This is a genomic window from Paenibacillus sp. FSL K6-2441 (genome assembly GCF_037964765.1).
GTDB lineage: Bacteria > Bacillota > Bacilli > Paenibacillales > Paenibacillaceae > Fontibacillus > Fontibacillus phoenicis.
Genome location: NZ_CP150174.1, coordinates 920,970 through 940,498, shown reverse-complemented (window position 1 = coordinate 940,498; position 19,529 = coordinate 920,970). Strand labels below are relative to the sequence as shown.

The window sequence follows — 19,529 nt, the reverse complement described above, 5'->3', positions numbered from 1 at the left end:
CCAGAACCGGGACATTCGTCCATACGCAAGGCAGGGCGGGCACATACAGTATAGTAATACAAACGCCTAGCCAGGGATCATCACGCCGATCAGACCATCCGCGCGTGTCCCATTCGGCGTATGTCGATTCGCTCCTAGGTCTTGTCTCGGGAGGGCGGACAAGAAGGAAACGGGCCTTACGGTCAGCCTGCCCGGGCAAAATATCCGAAAAGGAAAGTGATACCCATGCCTCATAACTATGATTCCCGCCAAGGTCCGGTGCCCCCGTTCCATCCGTACACCCATAATTACCCGGGGGTGAATCCGTACGAAATTAAAGCGGTGGCTTCCTCACTGGTTCCCTATTCTCCGCCGACACCCACACCGACCCAGGCGCCGACTCCCACCCCGGTTGTCACAACCACGCCAAAGGCCGGCGGCCTGTCGCTGCCCAGCTTAAGCGACCTAAAAGGCATCGTCGACCGCATGGGCGGGATCGACGGCATCTTGGCGACGATGGGCCAGGTGCAGAAGGTGATGCAAACCGTACAGCAATTCGCCCCGATGGCGAAGCTGCTCACCTCGCTCTTGCCCGGCGGCAAAGGCAGGGCGGGCAGCAGTGTCGGCCGGATGGACGATTACCGCCCGCGCCGCCGCAAAACCAATCGCAAGAAAAGCGGCAGCCGCACCGGCTCCGGCCGCAGCGGAAAACGCTCATCGACCGGCAAATCCGGCAAGTCGGTCAAATCGGGAAAACGCCGCCGTTAATCCGGCGGCGGCTTTACTTTTACCGAGCTCTCCGGTGCTCACTTAAACCAACCGCGCTTCCTGAACCAAAGGATCATCCAACCGCCCAGCGCCGCCATTAGTCCGATCACCGCAAAATACCCGTATTCCCAATTCAATTCGGGCATGTTCACGAAGTTCATTCCATAAATGCCAGCGATTAGCGTCAGCGGCATAAAGACGGTGGTGATAACCGTCAGCGTCTTCATGATCCCGTTCATCCGATTGGAATTCAGCGAAATATAAGAGTCGCGCAAATCGGCGGTCATTTCCCGGTCAGCCTCGATCATCTCCGACAACTTAAGCAGATGGTCGTAAATATCCGCGTAATAAGCGCGCGGCTCTTTATCGCCTTGGACATGCTGTGAGTTCAAGATGCGGTACATGAGATCGCGCATCGGCACGATCGTCCGCCGCAGCTTCAGCAGCCGGCTGCGCAAGTCAAACACCTGGTTCATCAACTCCTCCACCGATTCGCTGCTTCCTTTGCCCTCCAACTCATTCAGATCATCTTCAATCGCATACACACAAGGAAAATAATGATCCACCAGGCTGTCGATCACCATGTAAGCCGCCGAATACGGCCCGTGAACCCACACCTTGCGCTCATGGGCCCGCTTCAGCATATTGCTCCACGCTTCATCCAATTCATCCAGCTGGCGCTGGTGGAACGAAACTAAGTACTCGTCCCCGATAAACAGATCCACTTCCACCGTCTCCAGCGTTCTTTCATCAATCGCATGAAGCACCAGAAATTGAAAATCGTCGTAATAGTCCATTTTCGGCCGTTGCAAAATATGCAAGCAATCCTCAATCGCCAGCGGATGGAAATGGAAGAAGCTCGACAGCAGCTCCGTCTCCTCCGGTGTTGGGGTATCCAGATCGACCCAGGTCCAGACGAACTGCTGATTATGAATCTGCTCCAGCGGAAATCCCTCCACCGTCTGGTGATCTCTCATCATGCCCATCGTTCTGATCATGCCGAACCTCCCAAAAAAAGCCAATCCTCAGCAGATTGGCTTACTCGAATTTCATCCTTAGAACAACAATTTATAGATCAGCCCGGCCATCACAAACACGATCGGAATCGTAATTACCCAGGCAATGACGATCCGCCCGGCCATCGACCAACGTACGGCGGAGAAACGTTTGGCTGCGCCTACGCCGAGGATGGACGAGGTGATGGCATGCGTCGTGCTGACGGGCAAATGAAACAACGTGGCCCCGAAAATAACCGATGCAGCGGAAAGATCCGCGGCGAAACCGTTGATCGGCTCGATTTTGAAGATCTTCGTACCCATCGTCTTGATAATTTTATAACCGCCAACCGATGTCCCGAGCGCCATCGCCGTCGCTGCGGCCAGTTTAACCCACAGCGGCACTTCCATATGATCTTGGAAGTCTGCCGTCACCAAGGCGAACGTAATAATCCCCATCGCTTTCTGGGCATCATTGGTGCCGTGCGTGAAGCTTTGGATCGCTGCAGTCACGATTTGCAACGACCGGAAGCCTTTATTGACGGTATGCGGACTACGCCGGGCAAAGATCCATCTCAAGATGGTCATGACGATGTAACCAATCACAAAAGCGATGATTGGGGAGAACACCAATCCCTCTACAATCGTCGTAAATCCGCCCCAGTTCAGCTTGTCCGGTCCAGCCCCCATGTACACCGCCCCGGCCAGGGAACCAATCAGTGCATGGGAAGAAGACGACGGAATGCCAAACCACCAGGTAATGAGGTTCCAGATAATTGCCGACAACAGCGTGGCGACCAGCACTTCCAGACCGTTATCCAGCTTCGCCGGATCGGCGACACTACCCCCAATTGTTTTCGCGACGCCCGTAAACATGATAGCACCTAAGAAGTTCATGACCGCTGCCATCATGATCGCAGTACGCGGCTTCATCGCGCGTGTTGATACCGAGGTCGCAATCGCATTGGCTGTATCATGAAACCCGTTAATGAAGTCGAACGCCAACGCCAGTATGATAACGATAAGCATAATCATTAAACTCGTATCCATAGCATTTTTGCACAGATGGCTATCTCTCTATATAAATCCGCGCAATTCCAACCTCCCGAAAATCAAATATATAGTGAAGTTTCTTAAGAATTACGCATGATGATGGATTCCAGCATGTTGGCAACCTTCTCGGCAGCATCGGTTGTCGTCTCCAGCCGCTCATAGATCTCTTTCTTCTTGATCAGTTCGATCGGATCGGTCACCTTCATGAACAGCTCCTTGATGCAAATCCGCAGCAGTTCATCGCCTTGATTCTCCAGGTCGTTAAGACGAATCGTGTATTCGCGGATTGCGAGCAATTTTTTCTGGGACAGCAAATGAATCGCCTTTTGGATCTCATAGGCCGAGTTGCGTAAAATTTCGGCAAAGCGAGCGATATATTCGTCCGGCCCGTTCAAATTGTACATAAAAAAACGGGATGTCGTAGCTTCCAAACCGTCGATCACATCGTCGAGGGCGGTAATCAGATGCATAATGTCGTCACGCTCGATGGGCGTAATAAACGTTTTGTTCAATTCCACGATGATTTTATGGGTGTAACCATCACATTGGGATTCGAACTCCTTCATCTTCTTGGCGAAGGCTTCAACGTCCCTGAAGTCCGCGACCTGCTGGGCGAAATAGTCCGCCGAATGCACGATCGTATCTGCCATATCCTCTAACGTCTGGAAAAAGATATCTTTCTTCTTCAGTCGCATCAGTATCCCCTTTTCTCTCCATAAGGTAGTTCTTGTGGTTGATGTTTTTACACAACCTTGAATATCTTATCACAACTGCATCACAGATAGGAAATATTGTCGCAAACATTTCACCTTCATGCGCTTATATTTCCCCTTATTCTCCCAGAGTTATCCTTTAATCGCCCTGGAAATACAAAATCTGCCTTTCTTCTCCTTTACTCTGCCTTTACATGACTGGCGAAATCCGGCGTATTGGGGACGATATGAATAAAGGTTTGGCCCGGCACCATAGGGATCTCCGCGTTATCCTTAATGAACCGGATCATATCGCCTTCCTTGCGGATCCAGTTGGCCTGAATGACTTTGCCTTGCTGGAACAATATCGCTTCACCGCCCAGCTCCAGTCCTACTTCCAGACGGCCGACATCGTCCAGCACCCGGTGGTCTGCCCCCATAACGACGACATTCGCAGCGGTTAATGGATCGCCCGTCTCCAGATCGGTGTGAGGCTCGCCATTGATGAACCGCTTGTAAAGCCCGGACGCCGCATCATATTCGTAACCCACCCGGTAGCTGTCCAGTTGAAACTTAATCTCCACGTGATTTGCGGTCTCCAGGGAATCCGAATGTTCATTTTCCTTATAAAAAAGATATCCCGGCACCGCCGTATCCTCCGTGGCATACCCGCGCTTCGCGGCGCCTTCCAGCAGCTTCTCTACGTTGGAATACAAATTGTGCGGAGCCTTCCGGGACTTGTCCCGCCAGAAATAAGCGCCGGCGTTTGTGATCTCGTCCAGATCCTCTTTATGCTGTCTTTGCAGGATCGCAAACGCTTCGTTGCTCGCCCCGGCATGCACCAACACCCCGTGGTAGCTCTCGCCCAAATCGATCATGTACGGGCGAATGCTGCGAATCGGGCCGATCTTGGCATTGTCCGCTTGACTGTGGAAGATGGATACAAGCCGCGTGACTCCGCCTTCCGCCAACACCTCGTATACAACATCGGCATCGATTAACCCCGATTGCGGGCGGGCTGCCGGCGCATTGTTAATCATAATGGCAAGCGGTCTGCGGGTCAGCGGCTCCTCGAGCGGCAATCCCGTCAACGGAGCCGTATAGGCAGGCGCCGCCGGTTCGGGCTCAGCAGTGTCCTCCGGGGTCTCCGTCTGTTGCGGCGGAGCGATGTTATCCGCAGGCGTGGCCGTCTCCTCGACCTTCCCGCAAGCGGAGAGCATAACGATAAGCAAGAATAAGAGCAGCAGCCAACTTAACTTCAATGATTTCAAAGGCATGTCCTCCGTCAAAATTCTTAAGTTTTTTACATTATACGTTGAATTCCTCTTTCGGGGGAAGCCGGAACAAAAGCAAACCTCTCAGCGAACCCCATATTTCATTCTAATTCTGAATTGGGTGTTTAAAATACAGTTCTTCATATGAATACTACAGGAGAGGAGAGATTATCCACGGGATCAAACGAACCTTGTCGCCGCATCCATGTATAAGGAGATGAAGAGATGATCGTAAAATGGTTAAGGGAGAGCATCGTTGCCTCTTGGCTGCTCTTGCTGTTCAGACTATATGTAGGTTACGAGTGGCTAACCTCCGGTTGGAGCAAAGTAACCGGCGGGTTTAATGCCGCTGGATTTCTGACGGGCGCTTTGGCGAAGACCGGCGGCGAACACCCCGCTGTGCAAAGCTGGTGGGCTTCCTTCCTCGAAAATTTTGCCGTGCCCAACGTCGGTTTGTTTAATATCCTTGTCCCTTACGGCGAGGTACTTGTCGGTCTGGGCCTGATCCTGGGCGGCTTCACTTGGCTGGCTGCCTTCTTTGGCATGGTCATGAACTTTGCCTTCTTGTTCTCAGGGACCGTAAGCACGAACCCGCAGTTGCTGCTGCTCCAAATCTTTATCGTTGTCGCCGGCACGAACGCCGGGCGGATCGGATTGGACTACTTCATCCAGCCTTACTTCCGCAACAACTACGGACGGCGGCGTTAACCAGTCCCATCCCGAGAAAAAAAGCGCAGAACCCCAATTCCCAATTCTTGAGGTTCTGCGCTTATTTATATGGATCGGTCGTTGTGTACCGGGATCACCGCCCGGTCAACGACCGCCGAACTTCCAGCAGTTTAAGCTAAGGCTGCCGTATTGATAATCCTGAAACAATTTCACAGCATGGCGTTCATCGTCTGCCGCCCCCATGGCGTAGAAGAGCGGAACAAAATGCTCCCGTCCGTACGAAGGAATCGCCATCCGGACATGCGGTGCTTTGCGGTCATAATCAAAGAGCTGCCGCAAGTCCCAGTTCTCCAGCTGCTCTCCGATCCAATCGTCGAATTCCACGGCCCACGCAGCCGGCTCTCGTCCTTCCCAATCGAGCAAGCGAAGATTATGAACAAGTCCGCCGCTGCCGATCACAAGGACGTTCCGCTGCCGCAGCTCCGTGAGCATTTTGCCGATGGCATACTGCTCTTCAGGCTCGCGTTTGGCGTCCACAGACAAGGCTACGACAGGGATATCGGCAGACGGAAACATCAGCCGCAGCACAACCCAGGCTCCATGGTCCAGACCTCTGCCTGTCGAAGTTTTGTAAGGCAGATTGTGCGCTCGGAAAATCGCTTCGATTTCTTCACTAAGCTCGGGACTGCCCGGCGCCGGATACTCGATCGCGTACATCTCTTCCGGGAAGCCGTAGAAATCGTGCATCGTCATATGCTTCGTATCCGTCGAGACCCATTGATCCGGAGCATCCCAGTGCGCCGAGAAGATCACAATGGCATCGGGCGGTTCCAGAATTTCTTGACCCAAGCGGTGAAGAAAATCCGTATATGCGTTCTTCTCAATCGCTAATGTAGGCGATCCGTGTGCAATAAACAATGCAGGCTGAGACATCTCCCAAACCTCCCTACGCCAAAAAAATGGTTACACCTTCATTGTATCCATCCCAGAAGGATTTTACCAGTTTTTGTACGTCTGGGTTTGACGGTGCCTCCTACTCATGTCCTTAAATCATCCAATGCTGCCACTCGGTCTGCAGGGCTTCCAACCCTCCGAGCCATTCCTTAGTCTTCCGGATGACCTGTTGCTGATGGTCACCGGACGAGAACGTGTGACTGCCTTGGAAAATAATCTCCTTATCGCAGCGCCCCTCTGGACGCATCCAGAACACCTTCTGATATAAGAAAGCATAGTCCGCCGGAATAATATCGTCTGAGGTTCCATGAACAACCAGTACGTCACCGGAAAATTTAACGGCTTCCTGGAACGGTTGATATTCGCCCAGCGAATCAAAAAATTTCGGCGTCAGTCCGTAGCCCAAATAGTCAGCGCTCCCTTGCTTTACCGCCCGGTCATATAGATCGCGTCCGGTGATTTTGACAATATCGCTGAACGGGTAGCCAACCGCCGACCATAAGACAAGGTTCTTTACGCGTCGGTCACGGATGGCGGTTAGGAGGGCAATCAAACTGCCAAGGCTGTGTCCAAGCAGCGATACCCGCGTCGGGTCAACGTCAAACGCGCTCAGGCCATAATCCAGCACCGAACGGGTCTGGGCGATCATCGACTCTACGCCATGGTCACCGTAAGAACCGCTGCTCTCGCCGCATCCGAGATAGTCGAAGCGAAGCACGAGGAAGCCGTCTGCTGCAAGCTCCCTTGCAGTCTTGACGAATAGACGGTCAACGCCGATACGGCTGCCTACAAATCCGTGGCAGATGACGACCAAGGGAGCGCGTTGGCAGCGCCCCCCTTGTTTGTTCTCAGCCGGGTAATGTATGCTGGCCGCAAGCTGTTCTTCTCCATGATTGATCACAATCTGTCTTTCCATAACCCGTCTCCTCCCCGTATTCCGGCAATGATATATACTTTAAATCCGATAAGTTTAATATGATTTGGTTTGAACTTATCTTAGCATTACCCGAGCCGGGGTGTCAATCGGATCGCGCAGATCGCAAGAAACTCACTTATTCATAGGACTGGCGGAAGTACGCATGGGTGGTAACCCGGCCCTCCCACTCTTTCATAAACCGATGATTCCCCAGATCACCTTCGTCACACACCTCGTCATCCCCGCACAACATGCCGCTTTCCTCATCGCTCTCATTGGTTACGACTTCTTCCAGGCTTCCCCGAGAGTTGCTGTTCAGCAAATACCTCCGGGTCAGCTCCGATTCATATTTTCCCACTGGCTCTGCCTCCCGCAACTGTAGTGTGATTGTGTGCAGACCGCCTTGTCGCCATCAAATCGATTTTCAGCCTGATTGCCGGCGCCTGCCGTTTTGCTTATAGAGTAGTTTTTGGAGGGAGGGACGCTTTTTATTCCTTGTTCAAGGAATGTTCATGATCCATTAGTTCTGTTCCGCTTCCACTTCTGCCGTGCCTCGGTCCCTTGCGAATGGGACAAACTATGAAGTATACTACGGAAGAAACTGGGAGGAGAGATACAACCATGTACATCCACGAAATGATCGGCGAAACGAAACGGCTACGACAACAAATGACGCCGGAGAACGAAGCATATTTCGGGGAAATGGTCTTGTACTTCCGTTCCGGCTCCAGCTCGCTTAGTGAAGCCAAAGGGGAAGAACTCCTGCTGGACATCGCCCGGCAAATCATCAAAAATCAAGCCAAAGGCATCTCGGCGGCAGAACGCTTCGGCCCCGATCCGAAGGCTTATTGTGCGGAGCTGGCGGAGGACGTAAAGGCACGGAAGCCCCGGACGCTGAAGGACAAAATCAAATATTATACGATGATCCCCTGGGTAGCTTTGACCTGGGTCTTCTTTATTTATATGATCACCGGTTTCTTCAGCAAATGGTTTGGCGGGGAGCTCGAATATACACAGATCAGCACCTCCTCGCTGTTGATCATCGCCGTACTGTCTATCGTGCTGATTGAGCTGGTCACTCGCTTCCTTGGGCAAAGCTCCAAAGCCAGCGAAGGTCAAGAGCCTGCCGGAGAAGCAAGACCAGCAGGGCCCGGAGCGAGACCAGGCATGCCGCCCAACGCGGGGCCGCGCGGCTTTAACCTCCGTGCGTTCGGCACTTACATCGCCGTTGCCGCCGTGTTGATCGTTGTGGGCACCGTATTAAATCGAATCATGCCGTCGTTTACCGTTTCACCTTGGGACAGCCTGATCTTGTTTGCCGTGGGACTGGCTGGGCAATTTTTCTTTTTTGGTCGCCGCTCGAAGAATTAAGCAGAAAAACCACAGAAGCCGCATCCCCCAAACGATCAAGAGGATGCGGCTTTTGCGGTTTATTTTTACATAAGGAGATCAAATCTCGATCCGTTTCTTCAGCAAATACGTTATCGCGTAAAACATCAAAGCCGCTACGACCACTTCAAGCAAGAACGGCCCAAGCGGAAGCAGATTCACCGATTCACTCGCCACTGCACCGTTCTCCTCGGCCATCCCGATATGAATGATTCCGAAGTTCGCAAAGGTACTATTCGTATCTCGAAAGATCAGGCTTTCCACCCAAGACATCCCGTTCTGAATGACGAAGAAGGAAATGATGCCGACCCAGGTCCCGGCTTTGCCCCGGATGCTGACGCTGGCGCCAATCGCGATCGCCATAAAGACCGTTAACACCAGCAGCGTATACACCCAAATGATGGTCAGGATGACGAACAGAGTGTTTTGGAGCCCGTTCGTCTCAATTTGAATAATGTTGATCGGTACCTGGGCGATCCGAAAATAGATCGCAGCATGAACCACGACAATCACCGCGATGATCAGCGCCACGAGCCAGCTGAACACGAGCGAGGACAGGATTGTCCATACCGGATGCAGCGGGAGCAGACGGCGATGATAGGCTTTGATATTGTAGGCAAATGTTTTGCAGGACTGCACGACCATAATGATAGCAGCGGTAAAATAAAGAACGGTGGTTAAGCCAAAGATCGTCTCCGCATCCCAATGGCGAAGGTTGCCTGTGATCGACAGCAGTCCTTGCACGATGACCAGGATCGCAGCCAGCCCCAGCACGGTATTGGCATTTTGTTTGATATCGTACTTCAGCAGCTTTCTCATTTACGCGAACACCTCTCTGAACATGTCATCGACGCTCTTGCCATAGCGAATCCGCAGGTTCTCCACTTCCTCCTGCATGACAACCTCGCCGCTGCGGATAAAGATTACCTCATCGAAAATCCGCTCAATATCCGAAACCAGATGGGTAGAGATGACGAGGCTGCTCTCTTCGTTGTAAAATTCCACGATCGCATCCAAAATTTTGGCCCGGGCCACTGGATCCACCCCGCCGATTGGCTCGTCAAGCAGATACAGCTTGGCATTTCTCGATAACGTTAACGTCAGTTGGAGCCGTTCGTTCATGCCTTTCGACAGGGAGCTGATTTTGTCCTTCTCATTCAGATTCATAAAGTCCAGCATCGTGCCAGCCTTCTCCTCATCGAAATCTGGGTAGAAATCGCGGTAAAATCCAATTGCATCCCGCACCTTCATCCACGACTCCGTTAATGGACGATCGGGCATGAAGGAAACCAACGATCTCGTCGTTAGTCCCACCGGCGTTCCGTCCACCGACACCTTGCCTCCGGAAGGATGAATCAGGCCGGCGGCGATTTTCATCAGTGTGCTTTTGCCGCTGCCATTCGTGCCTAGCAGGCCAACGATCTTTCCTTTGCTGACGCTGAAGGACACGCCATGCAATGCCTTTTTGCTGCCGTACGATTTTGATAGGCCTTGTACTTCCAGTAGCGGTTTCATTGATGGTTGCCCTCCTTTAGCGTCGCTCATCCGTCTTTATGGCGTCGGCGACAAGCGCCGCAATATCCTCGTTGCTAAAGCCCAGCTCCTGCATGCCTCCGATAAAACGATCCAGCAGCTCACCGGCCATTTCTTTTTTGATGGTCATAATTTTCGTTTCCTCGCTTGTCACGTATCTTCCGAGTCCGCGTTTCGTTTCCACGATGGCTTCACGCTCCAATTCCTGAAAAGTCCGCTGCACGGTATTCGGATTAATTTGCAGCTCGGCCGCAAGCTCGCGTACCGACGGAATTTTGTCGCCGGCCTTCAATCGGCCAGTGACGATTTCCCTTTTTAAATAATTCATAATTTGTAGATAGATCGGCAGATTATTATCGAATTCGATGCTCACGTTCCTTGGCTCCTTTCCGCCGTGTGCCGCCGTTAGTGATTCTACCGGTCAAGCAACATCCCGTTTTTTAAACGTAACAAAGCTTACTGCAAGAAACAAGATCAAATAGGCGGCGATCACCACGGAGGAGAAGGTTAACGTCATACCCGGCATCGGCGGATTCCCGTTTAGGTATACCGTTAAATCGGCGTTGGCGAAGATGAGATACTTGGCGAAGGCGTATCTCGAAAGCAAGGCCACCACCAGTTCCTCCAGCACAACAATGAACATGCCGATCCCAATTGTCGCTCCTGTCGAACGAGTCAGAATGCTTACTAGAAAAGTGATCGTAACGTAAACAACGGTATAAATGAACTGATACAAGGCGCTGGTTAGAACTTCGCTCCAGCCGATTCCCTGCACGCTGGCAGATCCGAATCCGTAGATCAGCCCGCCGCCCAACAGGGCAACCGCCAGTGAAAAGACGAAGAGAGACATCGTGAACAGCAGCACAGCCACGTATTTAGAGGCCAAGATACGGCTGCGACTTTGCGAGCGGATCAGCAGCAGCTTGATCGTCCCCAGACTGTGCTCCTTCGCCACAATCCCTGCGGTACAAATAATGACCAGCAAGGTCATCATTTGACCTAAGCCGTTTCGGGACATGGCCATTAACGCAAAATCCAGGAACCCTACCGACTGCTGCGAGAAAGTGTGCATCATGTACAGCATCCCGGCAATCGACGCGGCGATCAGCGTATAAGGGACGATAAAGCTGTCCTTCTTGGACATCTTAAGCCATTCGTTCACAACAAGCGGTGTAAATTTACGCAATTTGGTTTCCTCCCGTCCATTTCAAGAATTCGTCTTCCAACGATTGCTTAACTTCTTCGATCCGGTAGATGGCGATCCCTTCGCTGCCCAGCGCGCCAACGACGCGTGGGATATAGCTGTCGCGTACGTCGACCGTCACTTCGCCCCGTTCCGGAGACATCCCCAGCAGGCGGATTTCTTCCATCCGGATGAGTCGGGCTTTCGCCGCTTCGGCATCGCTGACCCGGAACGTCACGTTCACCCGTTCCTCGGTTTTCTCTGCCGCCTCACCTAGGGCGCGTTCGGTCACGAACTTCCCTTCCTGAATGACGACCACGCGGCTGCACATCAGCTCCATTTCGGCCAGCAAATGGCTGGAGACCAGCACAGCAATCCCTTCCTCGGCCGCAACGCGCTTCAGATAGTCGCGCATTTCCCGAATCCCGGCCGGATCCAGCCCGTTGGTCGGCTCATCGAGAATCAGAATCGACGGCCGATGCAATAAAGCCTGCGCGATGCCCAGGCGCTGACGCATGCCTAGCGAGTACGCTTTTACACGTTTTTTCATCGCCTTCTCCAAGCCTACCAGCCGGGTGACCTCCTGAATCCGCTCCTCCGTAATCCCTTCGCTCATTCGCGCGTACTGCTTCAGATTGTCATATCCGGTCATGTACGGGTAAAACTCCGGATTCTCAATAATCGCGCCAACGTGGACGATCGCTTGGGTGAAATGATTCCGGATACTAAATCCTTTGATCTGGACATCGCCCTCCGTCATTCCGATCAGACCCACGATCATCCGAATCGTGGTCGTTTTCCCTGCACCGTTAGGTCCGAGCAGACCCACGATTTCTCCCCGTCGAATTTCGAAAGACAGCTTATCAACAATCCGTTTGCTGCCAATCGCCTTCGTCACCTGTTGTACCGACAAGACGACCGGCTCTTGTCCCTGCAATTTCGCCGCATCCGCTCCAAAGCCCGAGGCGACATTTTCAATAGACTGATGCTGCACGTTCACTTCATTCACTCCTTTTGATCGATGCTCTGTAATGTGATACTGGAATGCCATGTACCTGAATGCGAGTTCTTGATTGTGCTACGTTTCGATTCCATGGCTTCGAGTCGTTGTATTAGTGTTATAGTTAAATAGTACACTAGGGCATTGATATTGTCAACACTAACGGAACGTAGAGACGTTATTTGCCATTTCCCGCGGCATTTCCCGAGCTAACGGAACAAGGAGACCTTATTTTGGGAAAAAGGGGCCAATCCAGCGGCTTCCCGTTCAAATAGCGCTCCTGGGTTCCGTTAGAAATGGATGAGGGCCTTGTGACCTACGAATAAGGTCCGTACGTTCCGTTACAGTCACGTTCCCGATCCAGACCTCCATGCATACCAAAAAGCCCTCCCCGACCAAAGTCGAAGAGGGCTGTTCGCCTCTAAATTTTTTCGCTTCCAGCTTATATCAGCAAATTAAACAAATTCAAATCCCGATTCAGCTCGGTATATACGATGCCTTTCGCGGACATGCGCCCGATCAATGGTTCGTAATCCGCTTTGTCGCTCAGCTCGATGCCAACCAAGGCCGGGCCGTTCTCTTTGTTGTGCTTCTTCGTGTACTCGAACCGCGTGATGTCGTCGTTTGGCCCCAGCACCTCTTCCAAGAATTCGCGAAGCGCTCCGGCCCGCTGCGGGAAATTAATCAAGAAATAGTGCTTCAGCCCTTCATAGATCAGTGACCGTTCCTTCATTTCCTGCATCCGGTCGATGTCGTTGTTACCGCCGCTGATGACACAGACCACCGTCTTCCCGCGGATTTGGTCACGGTACATATCGAGTGCCGAGACTGGCAACGCCCCTGCTGGTTCTACAACGATGGCACTATCGTTGTAGAGCTCCAAAATCGTCGTACATGCCTTGCCTTCCGGAACCTGAACGATGTCGTCCAGGAGGTTGGCGCAAATTTCGTAATTCAAATCGCCAACCCGCTTCACCGCCGCGCCGTCCACAAATTTATCGATCGATTCCAGCGTGACAACCTGCTTCTGCCTTAACGCTTCCGTCATGGACGCCGCACCGGACGGTTCAACGCCGATGATCTTCGTATCAGGGCTTACCGTCTTCAAGTAAGTCCCGATGCCCGACACCAACCCGCCGCCGCCGATGGTGACGAAGACGTAATCCGCCGGTGTAGTCAGGCTTTCCATAATCTCCATGCCGATCGTCCCGTTCCCGGCAACAATCTTCGGATCGTCAAACGGGTGAATGAACGTCATCCCGCCTTCCTGGCAGGCTTTCATCGCCTCCGCATAAGCATCATCGTAGGTGTCACCGATCAGAACGACCTCCACATGCTCGCCGCCAAATCTTTTGACCTGCTTGATTTTCTGGTTCGGTGTCGTGCTGGGCATATAGATTTTCCCTTGAATGCCTAGCGCATTGCAGGAGAACGCTACGCCCTGCGCATGGTTGCCGGCGCTCGCGCACACGATTCCGCGCTTCAGATCTTCGGGCTGCAGGCTGCGAATCATGTTGTACGCCCCACGGATCTTGAAGGAGCGCACGACCTGCAGATCCTCCCTTTTTAAATACACATTGCATTCATATCTAGCCGATAACGTTGCGTCGAGCTGCAACGGAGTTCGGATGACCACTTCCTTCAGCACGTGATGCGCTTTGACGATGTCTTCCATGCCTACCGTTTGTCGTTCCGCCTGATTCATCTATTTCTCCTCGCTTTAACTGAGTTCTCTCATTCTAATAAAGGTACACCTGAAACCGCCTCCGGTTCAAGTTATTTTGTACAGTCAGGGAAACGCCCCTCCGTACGGGCAAATGCTCCCGGCTCGGAAGGGCGTTTACGTTCGAACCTATAGCTTAACGTTTCTTTGGTATTAGACGGTCATCGGTATGACCTTTCGAGTTCGTCTCTTGGGACAGCTCGGTCAGCTCCCATTCCATCGTGCCGTACACGGGGTCGGAAGGGAACTCCTCGCCTTTTTGCAAATAGACTTCCCGTCCCAACTCATCCCGGTAAACGCCGTCGACTTCCACTTCTTCGCGCGAGACCGGTAGCATTTCCTTCATTTTGTCGCTCATGATGATGCCGCCTCCCATTCGAGTATTACAGGGACTCAGAAGAAAATCCCCAATATCCCTTAACATGCTCGAAAGGGCAGCGGATTATCCTTGACGGATCATCTCACTAGACGAGCGCCTTCGCGGCAATATCCGACCGTTGATGCTTGCCCTCGAACGTAATGAGGTTCGCTGCCTCATAGGCTTTGTCCCGGGCTTCGGCAATCGATTGTCCCAGGCCAACCACGCCAAGCACACGCCCGCCGTTCGTGACCCACTCGCCTGCTTCGTTCTTCGACGTGCCGGCATGGAACACCAACGCCCCTGCAGCCTGCGCTTCCTCCAGCCCGCGGATCGGCAGGCCCTTCGGATAGGAAGCCGGATAACCGCCGGAGGCCAGCACAACGCAAACCGCCGCTTCCTCGCTCCACTCGATATCTACTTGATCCAACGTCCCATTTACCGCTGCCAAGAAAATCTCCAGCAGATCACTCTTCAAACGCGGCAGAACAACCTGGGTTTCCGGATCGCCAAAACGGGCGTTAAATTCGATTGTCTTCGGTTTGCCGTCCGGCGTAATCATCAACCCCGCAAACAGCACGCCGCGGAACGGCCGGCCTTCCGCAACCATGGCCTTCGCGGTTGGTTTGATGATCGTTTCGATAGCCTCTTCGATAATCGAATCCGCGATATGCGGCAACGGGGAGTAGGTTCCCATGCCGCCGGTGTTCGGGCCTTTGTCACCGTCATACACCTGTTTGTGGTCTTGCGCCGCAACCATAGGACGGACGGTTTCCCCGTCGACAAACGACAGGATCGACATTTCCTGTCCTTCAAGAAACTCCTCGATCACGACCTGGCTGCCGGATTCGCCAAACACTTTGTCAACCATGATGTTCTTTAGAGCTGTTTCCGCCTCTTCGCGAGTGAAGGCGACCGTTACACCTTTGCCTGCGGCAAGCCCGTCCGCCTTAATCACGATCGGCACCGGACGGCTTTGGAGATACTTAAGCGCCTGCTCGTAGTTGTAGAACTTTTCGTATGCGGCGGTCGGAATGTTGTATTTTTTCAGCAGATCCTTCATAAAAGTCTTACTGCCCTCGATATGCGCAGCATTCTTACGCGGGCCAAATACCGGGATGTTCTTGGCTTCGAACACATCCACGATGCCGTCTGCGAGCGGATCGTCCGGACCTACGACGACCAGGCCCACACGCTTCTCCTCCGCAAAAGCCGCCAGCTTATCGAATTCGTTCACCTGAATCGGCACCAGCTCGGCGATTTGTCCGATCCCCGCGTTCCCCGGAGCGCAATAAATCTTATCGGCCTTCGGGCTTTTCGCCAGGCTCCAGCAGATCGCGTGCTCACGCCCTCCGGCGCCAATCACCAAAATATCCATAGTCTCCTCCCTCGCTTCTGAATAGTTAGTTAACTAAATGAAATAACTTGAAATTCTACTGTTAATTTTGCACCTTACCCGCATTTGAACGAAACTAACTGGAAAATGTACCGCTAATTTAAGCTCAAAACGTTGATGAAGGCATTTTCGCTCAAATTAACGGCAGGTTTTACAGTTAAGTAGGCAAAATCAAGCGTTACGGCTGAAATAACAGTAGGTTTTACAGCTATTTGCCCACGCACGTTTGTGCGTCTGCGAAAAGACGGCAGGCCGCCGCAGCGGTCTGCCGTTTGCCTTTAACCTAGTGTTTGAAATGGCGCACGCCGGTGAAGACCATCGCGATGCCGTGCTCGTTGGCAACTTTGATGGACTCCTCGTCCTTCACGGAGCCGCCCGGTTGGATAATCGCCGTGATCCCGGCTTTGGCAGCTGCTTCGACCGTGTCGCCCATCGGGAAGAACGCGTCCGACGCCAAGACGCTGCCTTTCGCTTTCTCTCCCGCTTGCTCGATCGCGATCTTCGCTGCACCTACGCGGTTCATTTGCCCCGCGCCAACGCCAATGGTCATATCGTCCTTCGCCAAGACAATCGCGTTCGACTTCACATGTTTAACCACTTTCCAGCCAAACAGCAACTGCTTCAACTCTTCTTCGGTTGGCTTGCGATCGGTAACGACCGTCAAGTCGGACTCTTTCAGCGTATGCACATCGCTTTCTTGCACGACCATCCCGCCGTCGATCGAGGTGACGACAAACTGGCTGCTGCGGCTCGCACCCAGCTCCAGTCCGCCAAGCTTCAGCAGACGGAGGTTTTTCTTCTTCGTAAGAATCTCCAGCGCTTCTTCCGTGAAGCCTGGTGCCAAAATAATCTCCAGGAAAATCTCCTTCATCAGCATCGCCGTATCTGCATCAATGATGCGGTTGGCAGCGACGATCCCGCCGAAGATCGATACCGGATCGGCCTCGTACGCTTTCTTGTAAGCTTCCAATACGCTGGCGCCCACGCCAACGCCGCAAGGATTCATATGCTTGACCGCGACGACCGCCGGCTCGTCAAATTCCTTAACGATTTGCAGCGCCGCGTTCGCATCGTTGATGTTATTATAGGAAAGCTCCTTGCCGTGGAGTTGCTCTGCATTCGTCAGCGTGTCCGCTGCTGCCAACGGTTTGCGGTAAAACGCCGCTTTTTGATGCGGATTTTCGCCATAACGCAAATCTTGAATTTTCTCGTAGGTGACCGTGAAACGCTCTGGCAACGGATCACCCGTCACCTTCGACAAGTAATCGGAGATCAAGGCATCGTATGCCGCCGTATGGCGGAAAACTTTGGCCGCAAGCCGTTTACGCGTTTCAAATGTCGTATCGCCGCCCGCACGCACTTCTTCAAGCACGGTTCCATAGTCAGCTGCGTCGACTACAACGGTGACAAACGCATGGTTTTTCGCAGCCGAACGAAGCATCGTAGGCCCGCCGATGTCGATATTTTCGATGGCGTCCTCATAGGTGACGTCCGGTTTCGCGATCGTTTCTTGGAACGGGTACAGGTTGACGATCACCAGGTCGATATAATCCAATCCCAGTTCCTTCATCTGTGCTTGGTGCTCCTCGCTGTCGCGCACCGCCAGCAGCCCGCTATGCACGGCAGGATGCAGCGTTTTAACGCGTCCGTCGAGGATTTCCGGGAACCCGGTGACATCGGAAATTCCGATCACCGGTACGCCTTCCTTCGCCAGCAGGTTTTTTGTGCCCCCCGTCGAAATGATTTCCACACCCAGCTGCGACAGCTCGCGGCAAAAATCCACGATACCTGTTTTATCCGACACGCTTACGAGCGCTCTTTTCATACTCACAATCGGCTCCTCCTTTATTTTGGCGAATCCTGCCCCCGATATTTCTCGGGAAATATCGAAACCCTGCATCTGTTCTAAAAGCTATCCGATAATCCTGAAAACTCCTGTAGACAAGCGTTTTTTCGGCGCTGTCTATTCCGACAGAATCGTCACTTTTCTTCCTTCCACGCGCACGCGGTTCTTCGCGAACCACGACACGACCTGCGGATATAAGCGCCCTTCGGCCGCATGGATCTTGGCTTCGAGCGATTCCAGCGTATCGTCCGCCGTAATCTCCACCGCCGCCTGAGCAACCACTGCGCCGGTGTCCATGCCGCCGTCAACCAAATGAACCGTAACTCCCGTCATTTTTACGCCGTAGTCCCAAGCCTGCCCAATCGCATTTTTTCCCGGAAAAGCCGGCAGTAACGATGGATGAATATTAATCATGCGCCCGGCGTACGGCTCAACCAACACCGAAGTGAGCAACCGCATGTATCCGGCCAGCACAACCAAATCGATTTGGCGCTTGTCCAGCTCGGCAGCAATTTCCGCCTCATAATCTTCTCGACGCGCATAGGCCTTCGGGTCAAAAAGATAGCATTCCACGCCGGCTTGGCGGGCCCGTTCGACGACAAAGGCCTGCGGCTTATCGCAAACGAGCAACACTATCTCAGCGTCCAGCTCGCCCGACCGCGTCGCGTCGAGCAAATTCTGAAAATTACTGCCGTTCCCCGAGGCAAACACGGCAATCCGGTATTTCGCTCCCATTAGACATCCGCTCCTGCAAAAGTCACGACCCGCTGTCCTTCCGTCACTTTACCGATCACGTAAGGCGTTTCTCCTGCTTGTTCCAACGTAGCGACCGCAGCCTCAGCCTGATCCTCCGCCACAACAATCACGAGCCCGACGCCCATGTTAAACGTCGTAAACATATCGCGGTTGCTCACGTTCCCTGTCTTCTGCAGCAAGTCGAAGATCGGCAAAATCGGCCAAGACCCGTAGTTGATCTCCACGTTTACGCCTTCCGGCAGAACGCGAGGGATATTCTCGATGAAGCCGCCGCCCGTAATGTGAGCCATCCCCTTCACATCCACCTGCTCCAGCAGGGACAATACCGGCTTCACATACAGCTTGGTTGGCGTGAGCAACACGTCGCCCAACGACTCCCCGCCTAACTCCGGCAGCTTGTCGGTCAATGCGTAGCCCGCTTCTTCCAGCAAGAGCTTGCGAACCAGCGAGAACCCGTTGCTGTGCACGCCGCTGGACGCCAGACCAATCACCGTGTCGCCAGGGGTAATGCGGCTGCCGTTTACGATCTTGCTCTTGTCAACGACACCCACCGTAAACCCGGCGATGTCGTACTCGCCTTCACTGTACATGCCCGGCATCTCAGCGGTCTCGCCGCCGATCAATGCGCAGCCCGACCTACTGCAGCCTTCCGCGATGCCGGCGACAATGGCCTCGATTTTTTCAGGGACAACCTTATCGCACGCCAAATAATCGAGGAAAAAGAGCGGCTCCGCCCCCTGCACGACGATATCGTTTACGCACATCGCTACCGCATCGATGCCGATCGTATCGTGCTTATCCATCGCAAAGGCAATTTTCAGCTTCGTGCCCACGCCGTCCGTTCCCGACACGAGCACCGGCTCCGCGTACTTGTCCTTGTTCAATCCGAACAAAGCGCCAAATCCGCCAAGATCGGTCATCACTTCCGGCCGGAACGTCCGTTTGACGTGCTTTTTCATGCGCTCTACCGCTTCATTCCCGGCTGCGATATCGACGCCGGCTTTCTTATATGCTTCAGACACGAGAGGGACCCACTCCTTTAACT

Annotated in this window: 21 protein-coding genes; 3 read left to right on the top strand and 18 right to left on the bottom strand. The window is 53.2% G+C overall.

What is annotated here, in order from left to right:
• Positions 1-225: 225 nt before the first annotated feature.
• Positions 226-747, top strand: a complete 522-nt coding sequence (locus tag NSQ80_RS04045) for a hypothetical protein (RefSeq protein WP_260070665.1) — start codon at positions 226-228, stop codon at positions 745-747.
• A 38-nt stretch (positions 748-785) separates the two neighbouring features.
• Here the strand turns inward: NSQ80_RS04045 and corA are convergent, their stop codons facing one another.
• The 4 genes from corA to NSQ80_RS04025 form a co-directional block, all read right to left on the bottom strand.
• A complete protein-coding gene (gene corA / locus NSQ80_RS04040) occupies positions 786-1,745 on the bottom strand; it encodes a magnesium/cobalt transporter CorA (RefSeq protein ID WP_009224546.1) in 960 nt (319 codons plus the stop codon).
• Positions 1,746-1,802: 57 nt separating this feature from the next.
• Positions 1,803-2,792, bottom strand: coding sequence for an inorganic phosphate transporter (locus NSQ80_RS04035; protein WP_009224545.1), 990 nt, complete (start codon positions 2,790-2,792; stop codon positions 1,803-1,805).
• A gap of 83 nt (positions 2,793-2,875) precedes the next feature.
• Positions 2,876-3,490, bottom strand: coding sequence for a DUF47 family protein (locus tag NSQ80_RS04030; protein WP_036644878.1), 615 nt, complete (start codon positions 3,488-3,490; stop codon positions 2,876-2,878).
• Positions 3,491-3,687: 197 nt separating this feature from the next.
• Positions 3,688-4,764 (bottom strand): DUF3048 domain-containing protein, encoded by a 1,077-nt coding sequence (locus NSQ80_RS04025; protein ID WP_260070667.1) that lies wholly within the window; start codon positions 4,762-4,764, stop codon positions 3,688-3,690.
• A 222-nt stretch (positions 4,765-4,986) separates the two neighbouring features.
• On the opposite strand from NSQ80_RS04025, the gene NSQ80_RS04020 reads away from it, so the two are divergent.
• Positions 4,987-5,469, top strand: coding sequence for a DoxX family protein (locus tag NSQ80_RS04020; protein WP_009224542.1), 483 nt, complete (start codon positions 4,987-4,989; stop codon positions 5,467-5,469).
• Positions 5,470-5,574: 105 nt separating this feature from the next.
• Here NSQ80_RS04020 and NSQ80_RS04015 read toward each other — a convergent pair whose 3' ends face one another.
• From NSQ80_RS04015 to NSQ80_RS04005, 3 genes are all read right to left on the bottom strand, one after another.
• Positions 5,575-6,363, bottom strand: a complete 789-nt coding sequence (locus NSQ80_RS04015; protein WP_009224541.1) for a class III extradiol ring-cleavage dioxygenase — start codon at positions 6,361-6,363, stop codon at positions 5,575-5,577.
• Between the two features lie 112 nt (positions 6,364-6,475).
• Positions 6,476-7,300 carry an alpha/beta hydrolase gene (locus NSQ80_RS04010; RefSeq protein WP_009224540.1) on the bottom strand — a complete coding sequence of 275 codons (825 nt, stop codon included), beginning with the start codon at positions 7,298-7,300 and terminating at the stop codon, positions 6,476-6,478.
• Between the two features lie 136 nt (positions 7,301-7,436).
• Positions 7,437-7,658, bottom strand: coding sequence for a hypothetical protein (locus NSQ80_RS04005; protein ID WP_339301446.1), 222 nt, complete (start codon positions 7,656-7,658; stop codon positions 7,437-7,439).
• 263 nt (positions 7,659-7,921) lie between these two features.
• Here NSQ80_RS04005 and NSQ80_RS04000 point away from each other — a divergent pair, with 263 nt between their 5' ends.
• Positions 7,922-8,671 carry a DUF1129 family protein gene (locus tag NSQ80_RS04000; RefSeq protein ID WP_339301444.1) on the top strand — a complete coding sequence of 250 codons (750 nt, stop codon included), beginning with the start codon at positions 7,922-7,924 and terminating at the stop codon, positions 8,669-8,671.
• Between the two features lie 78 nt (positions 8,672-8,749).
• Here NSQ80_RS04000 and NSQ80_RS03995 read toward each other — a convergent pair whose 3' ends face one another.
• The 11 genes from NSQ80_RS03995 to purM all read right to left on the bottom strand — a co-directional run bounded on the left by NSQ80_RS03995 (position 8,750) and on the right by purM (position 19,506).
• Positions 8,750-9,508, bottom strand: coding sequence for a hypothetical protein (locus NSQ80_RS03995; protein ID WP_339301442.1), 759 nt, complete (start codon positions 9,506-9,508; stop codon positions 8,750-8,752).
• Entirely contained in the window at positions 9,509-10,204 is a 696-nt protein-coding gene (locus NSQ80_RS03990) for an ABC transporter ATP-binding protein (protein WP_339301440.1), read from the bottom strand.
• Between the two features lie 16 nt (positions 10,205-10,220).
• The gene (locus tag NSQ80_RS03985) at positions 10,221-10,595 is read right to left on the bottom strand and encodes a GntR family transcriptional regulator (RefSeq protein WP_009224535.1); all 375 of its coding nucleotides are present in this window, start codon (positions 10,593-10,595) and stop codon (positions 10,221-10,223) included.
• Between the two features lie 48 nt (positions 10,596-10,643).
• Positions 10,644-11,408, bottom strand: coding sequence for an ABC transporter permease (locus NSQ80_RS03980; RefSeq protein ID WP_260070673.1), 765 nt, complete (start codon positions 11,406-11,408; stop codon positions 10,644-10,646).
• Entirely contained in the window at positions 11,401-12,405 is a 1,005-nt protein-coding gene (locus NSQ80_RS03975; protein ID WP_339301437.1) for an ABC transporter ATP-binding protein, read from the bottom strand. The genes NSQ80_RS03980 and NSQ80_RS03975 overlap by 8 nt, the downstream gene beginning before the upstream one ends.
• A 442-nt stretch (positions 12,406-12,847) precedes the next feature.
• Positions 12,848-14,110 (bottom strand): threonine ammonia-lyase IlvA, encoded by a 1,263-nt coding sequence (gene ilvA, locus NSQ80_RS03970; protein ID WP_009224532.1) that lies wholly within the window; start codon positions 14,108-14,110, stop codon positions 12,848-12,850.
• A gap of 154 nt (positions 14,111-14,264) precedes the next feature.
• Positions 14,265-14,486 (bottom strand): hypothetical protein, encoded by a 222-nt coding sequence (locus NSQ80_RS03965; protein WP_036644875.1) that lies wholly within the window; start codon positions 14,484-14,486, stop codon positions 14,265-14,267.
• A gap of 106 nt (positions 14,487-14,592) precedes the next feature.
• Complete coding sequence (gene purD, locus NSQ80_RS03960; RefSeq protein ID WP_339301435.1) at positions 14,593-15,864, bottom strand: phosphoribosylamine--glycine ligase; 1,272 nt, start codon at positions 15,862-15,864, stop codon at positions 14,593-14,595.
• A 301-nt stretch (positions 15,865-16,165) separates the two neighbouring features.
• Positions 16,166-17,713: a bifunctional phosphoribosylaminoimidazolecarboxamide formyltransferase/IMP cyclohydrolase gene (gene purH, locus NSQ80_RS03955; protein WP_339301434.1), complete on the bottom strand. Its 1,548-nt coding sequence runs from the start codon at positions 17,711-17,713 to the stop codon at positions 16,166-16,168.
• A 132-nt stretch (positions 17,714-17,845) separates the two neighbouring features.
• A complete protein-coding gene (gene purN, locus NSQ80_RS03950; protein ID WP_323079223.1) occupies positions 17,846-18,463 on the bottom strand; it encodes a phosphoribosylglycinamide formyltransferase in 618 nt (205 codons plus the stop codon).
• The gene (gene purM / locus NSQ80_RS03945) at positions 18,463-19,506 is read right to left on the bottom strand and encodes a phosphoribosylformylglycinamidine cyclo-ligase (protein ID WP_323079224.1); all 1,044 of its coding nucleotides are present in this window, start codon (positions 19,504-19,506) and stop codon (positions 18,463-18,465) included. Before purM ends, purN begins: the two co-directional genes overlap by 1 nt.
• Positions 19,507-19,529: the final 23 nt, after the last annotated feature.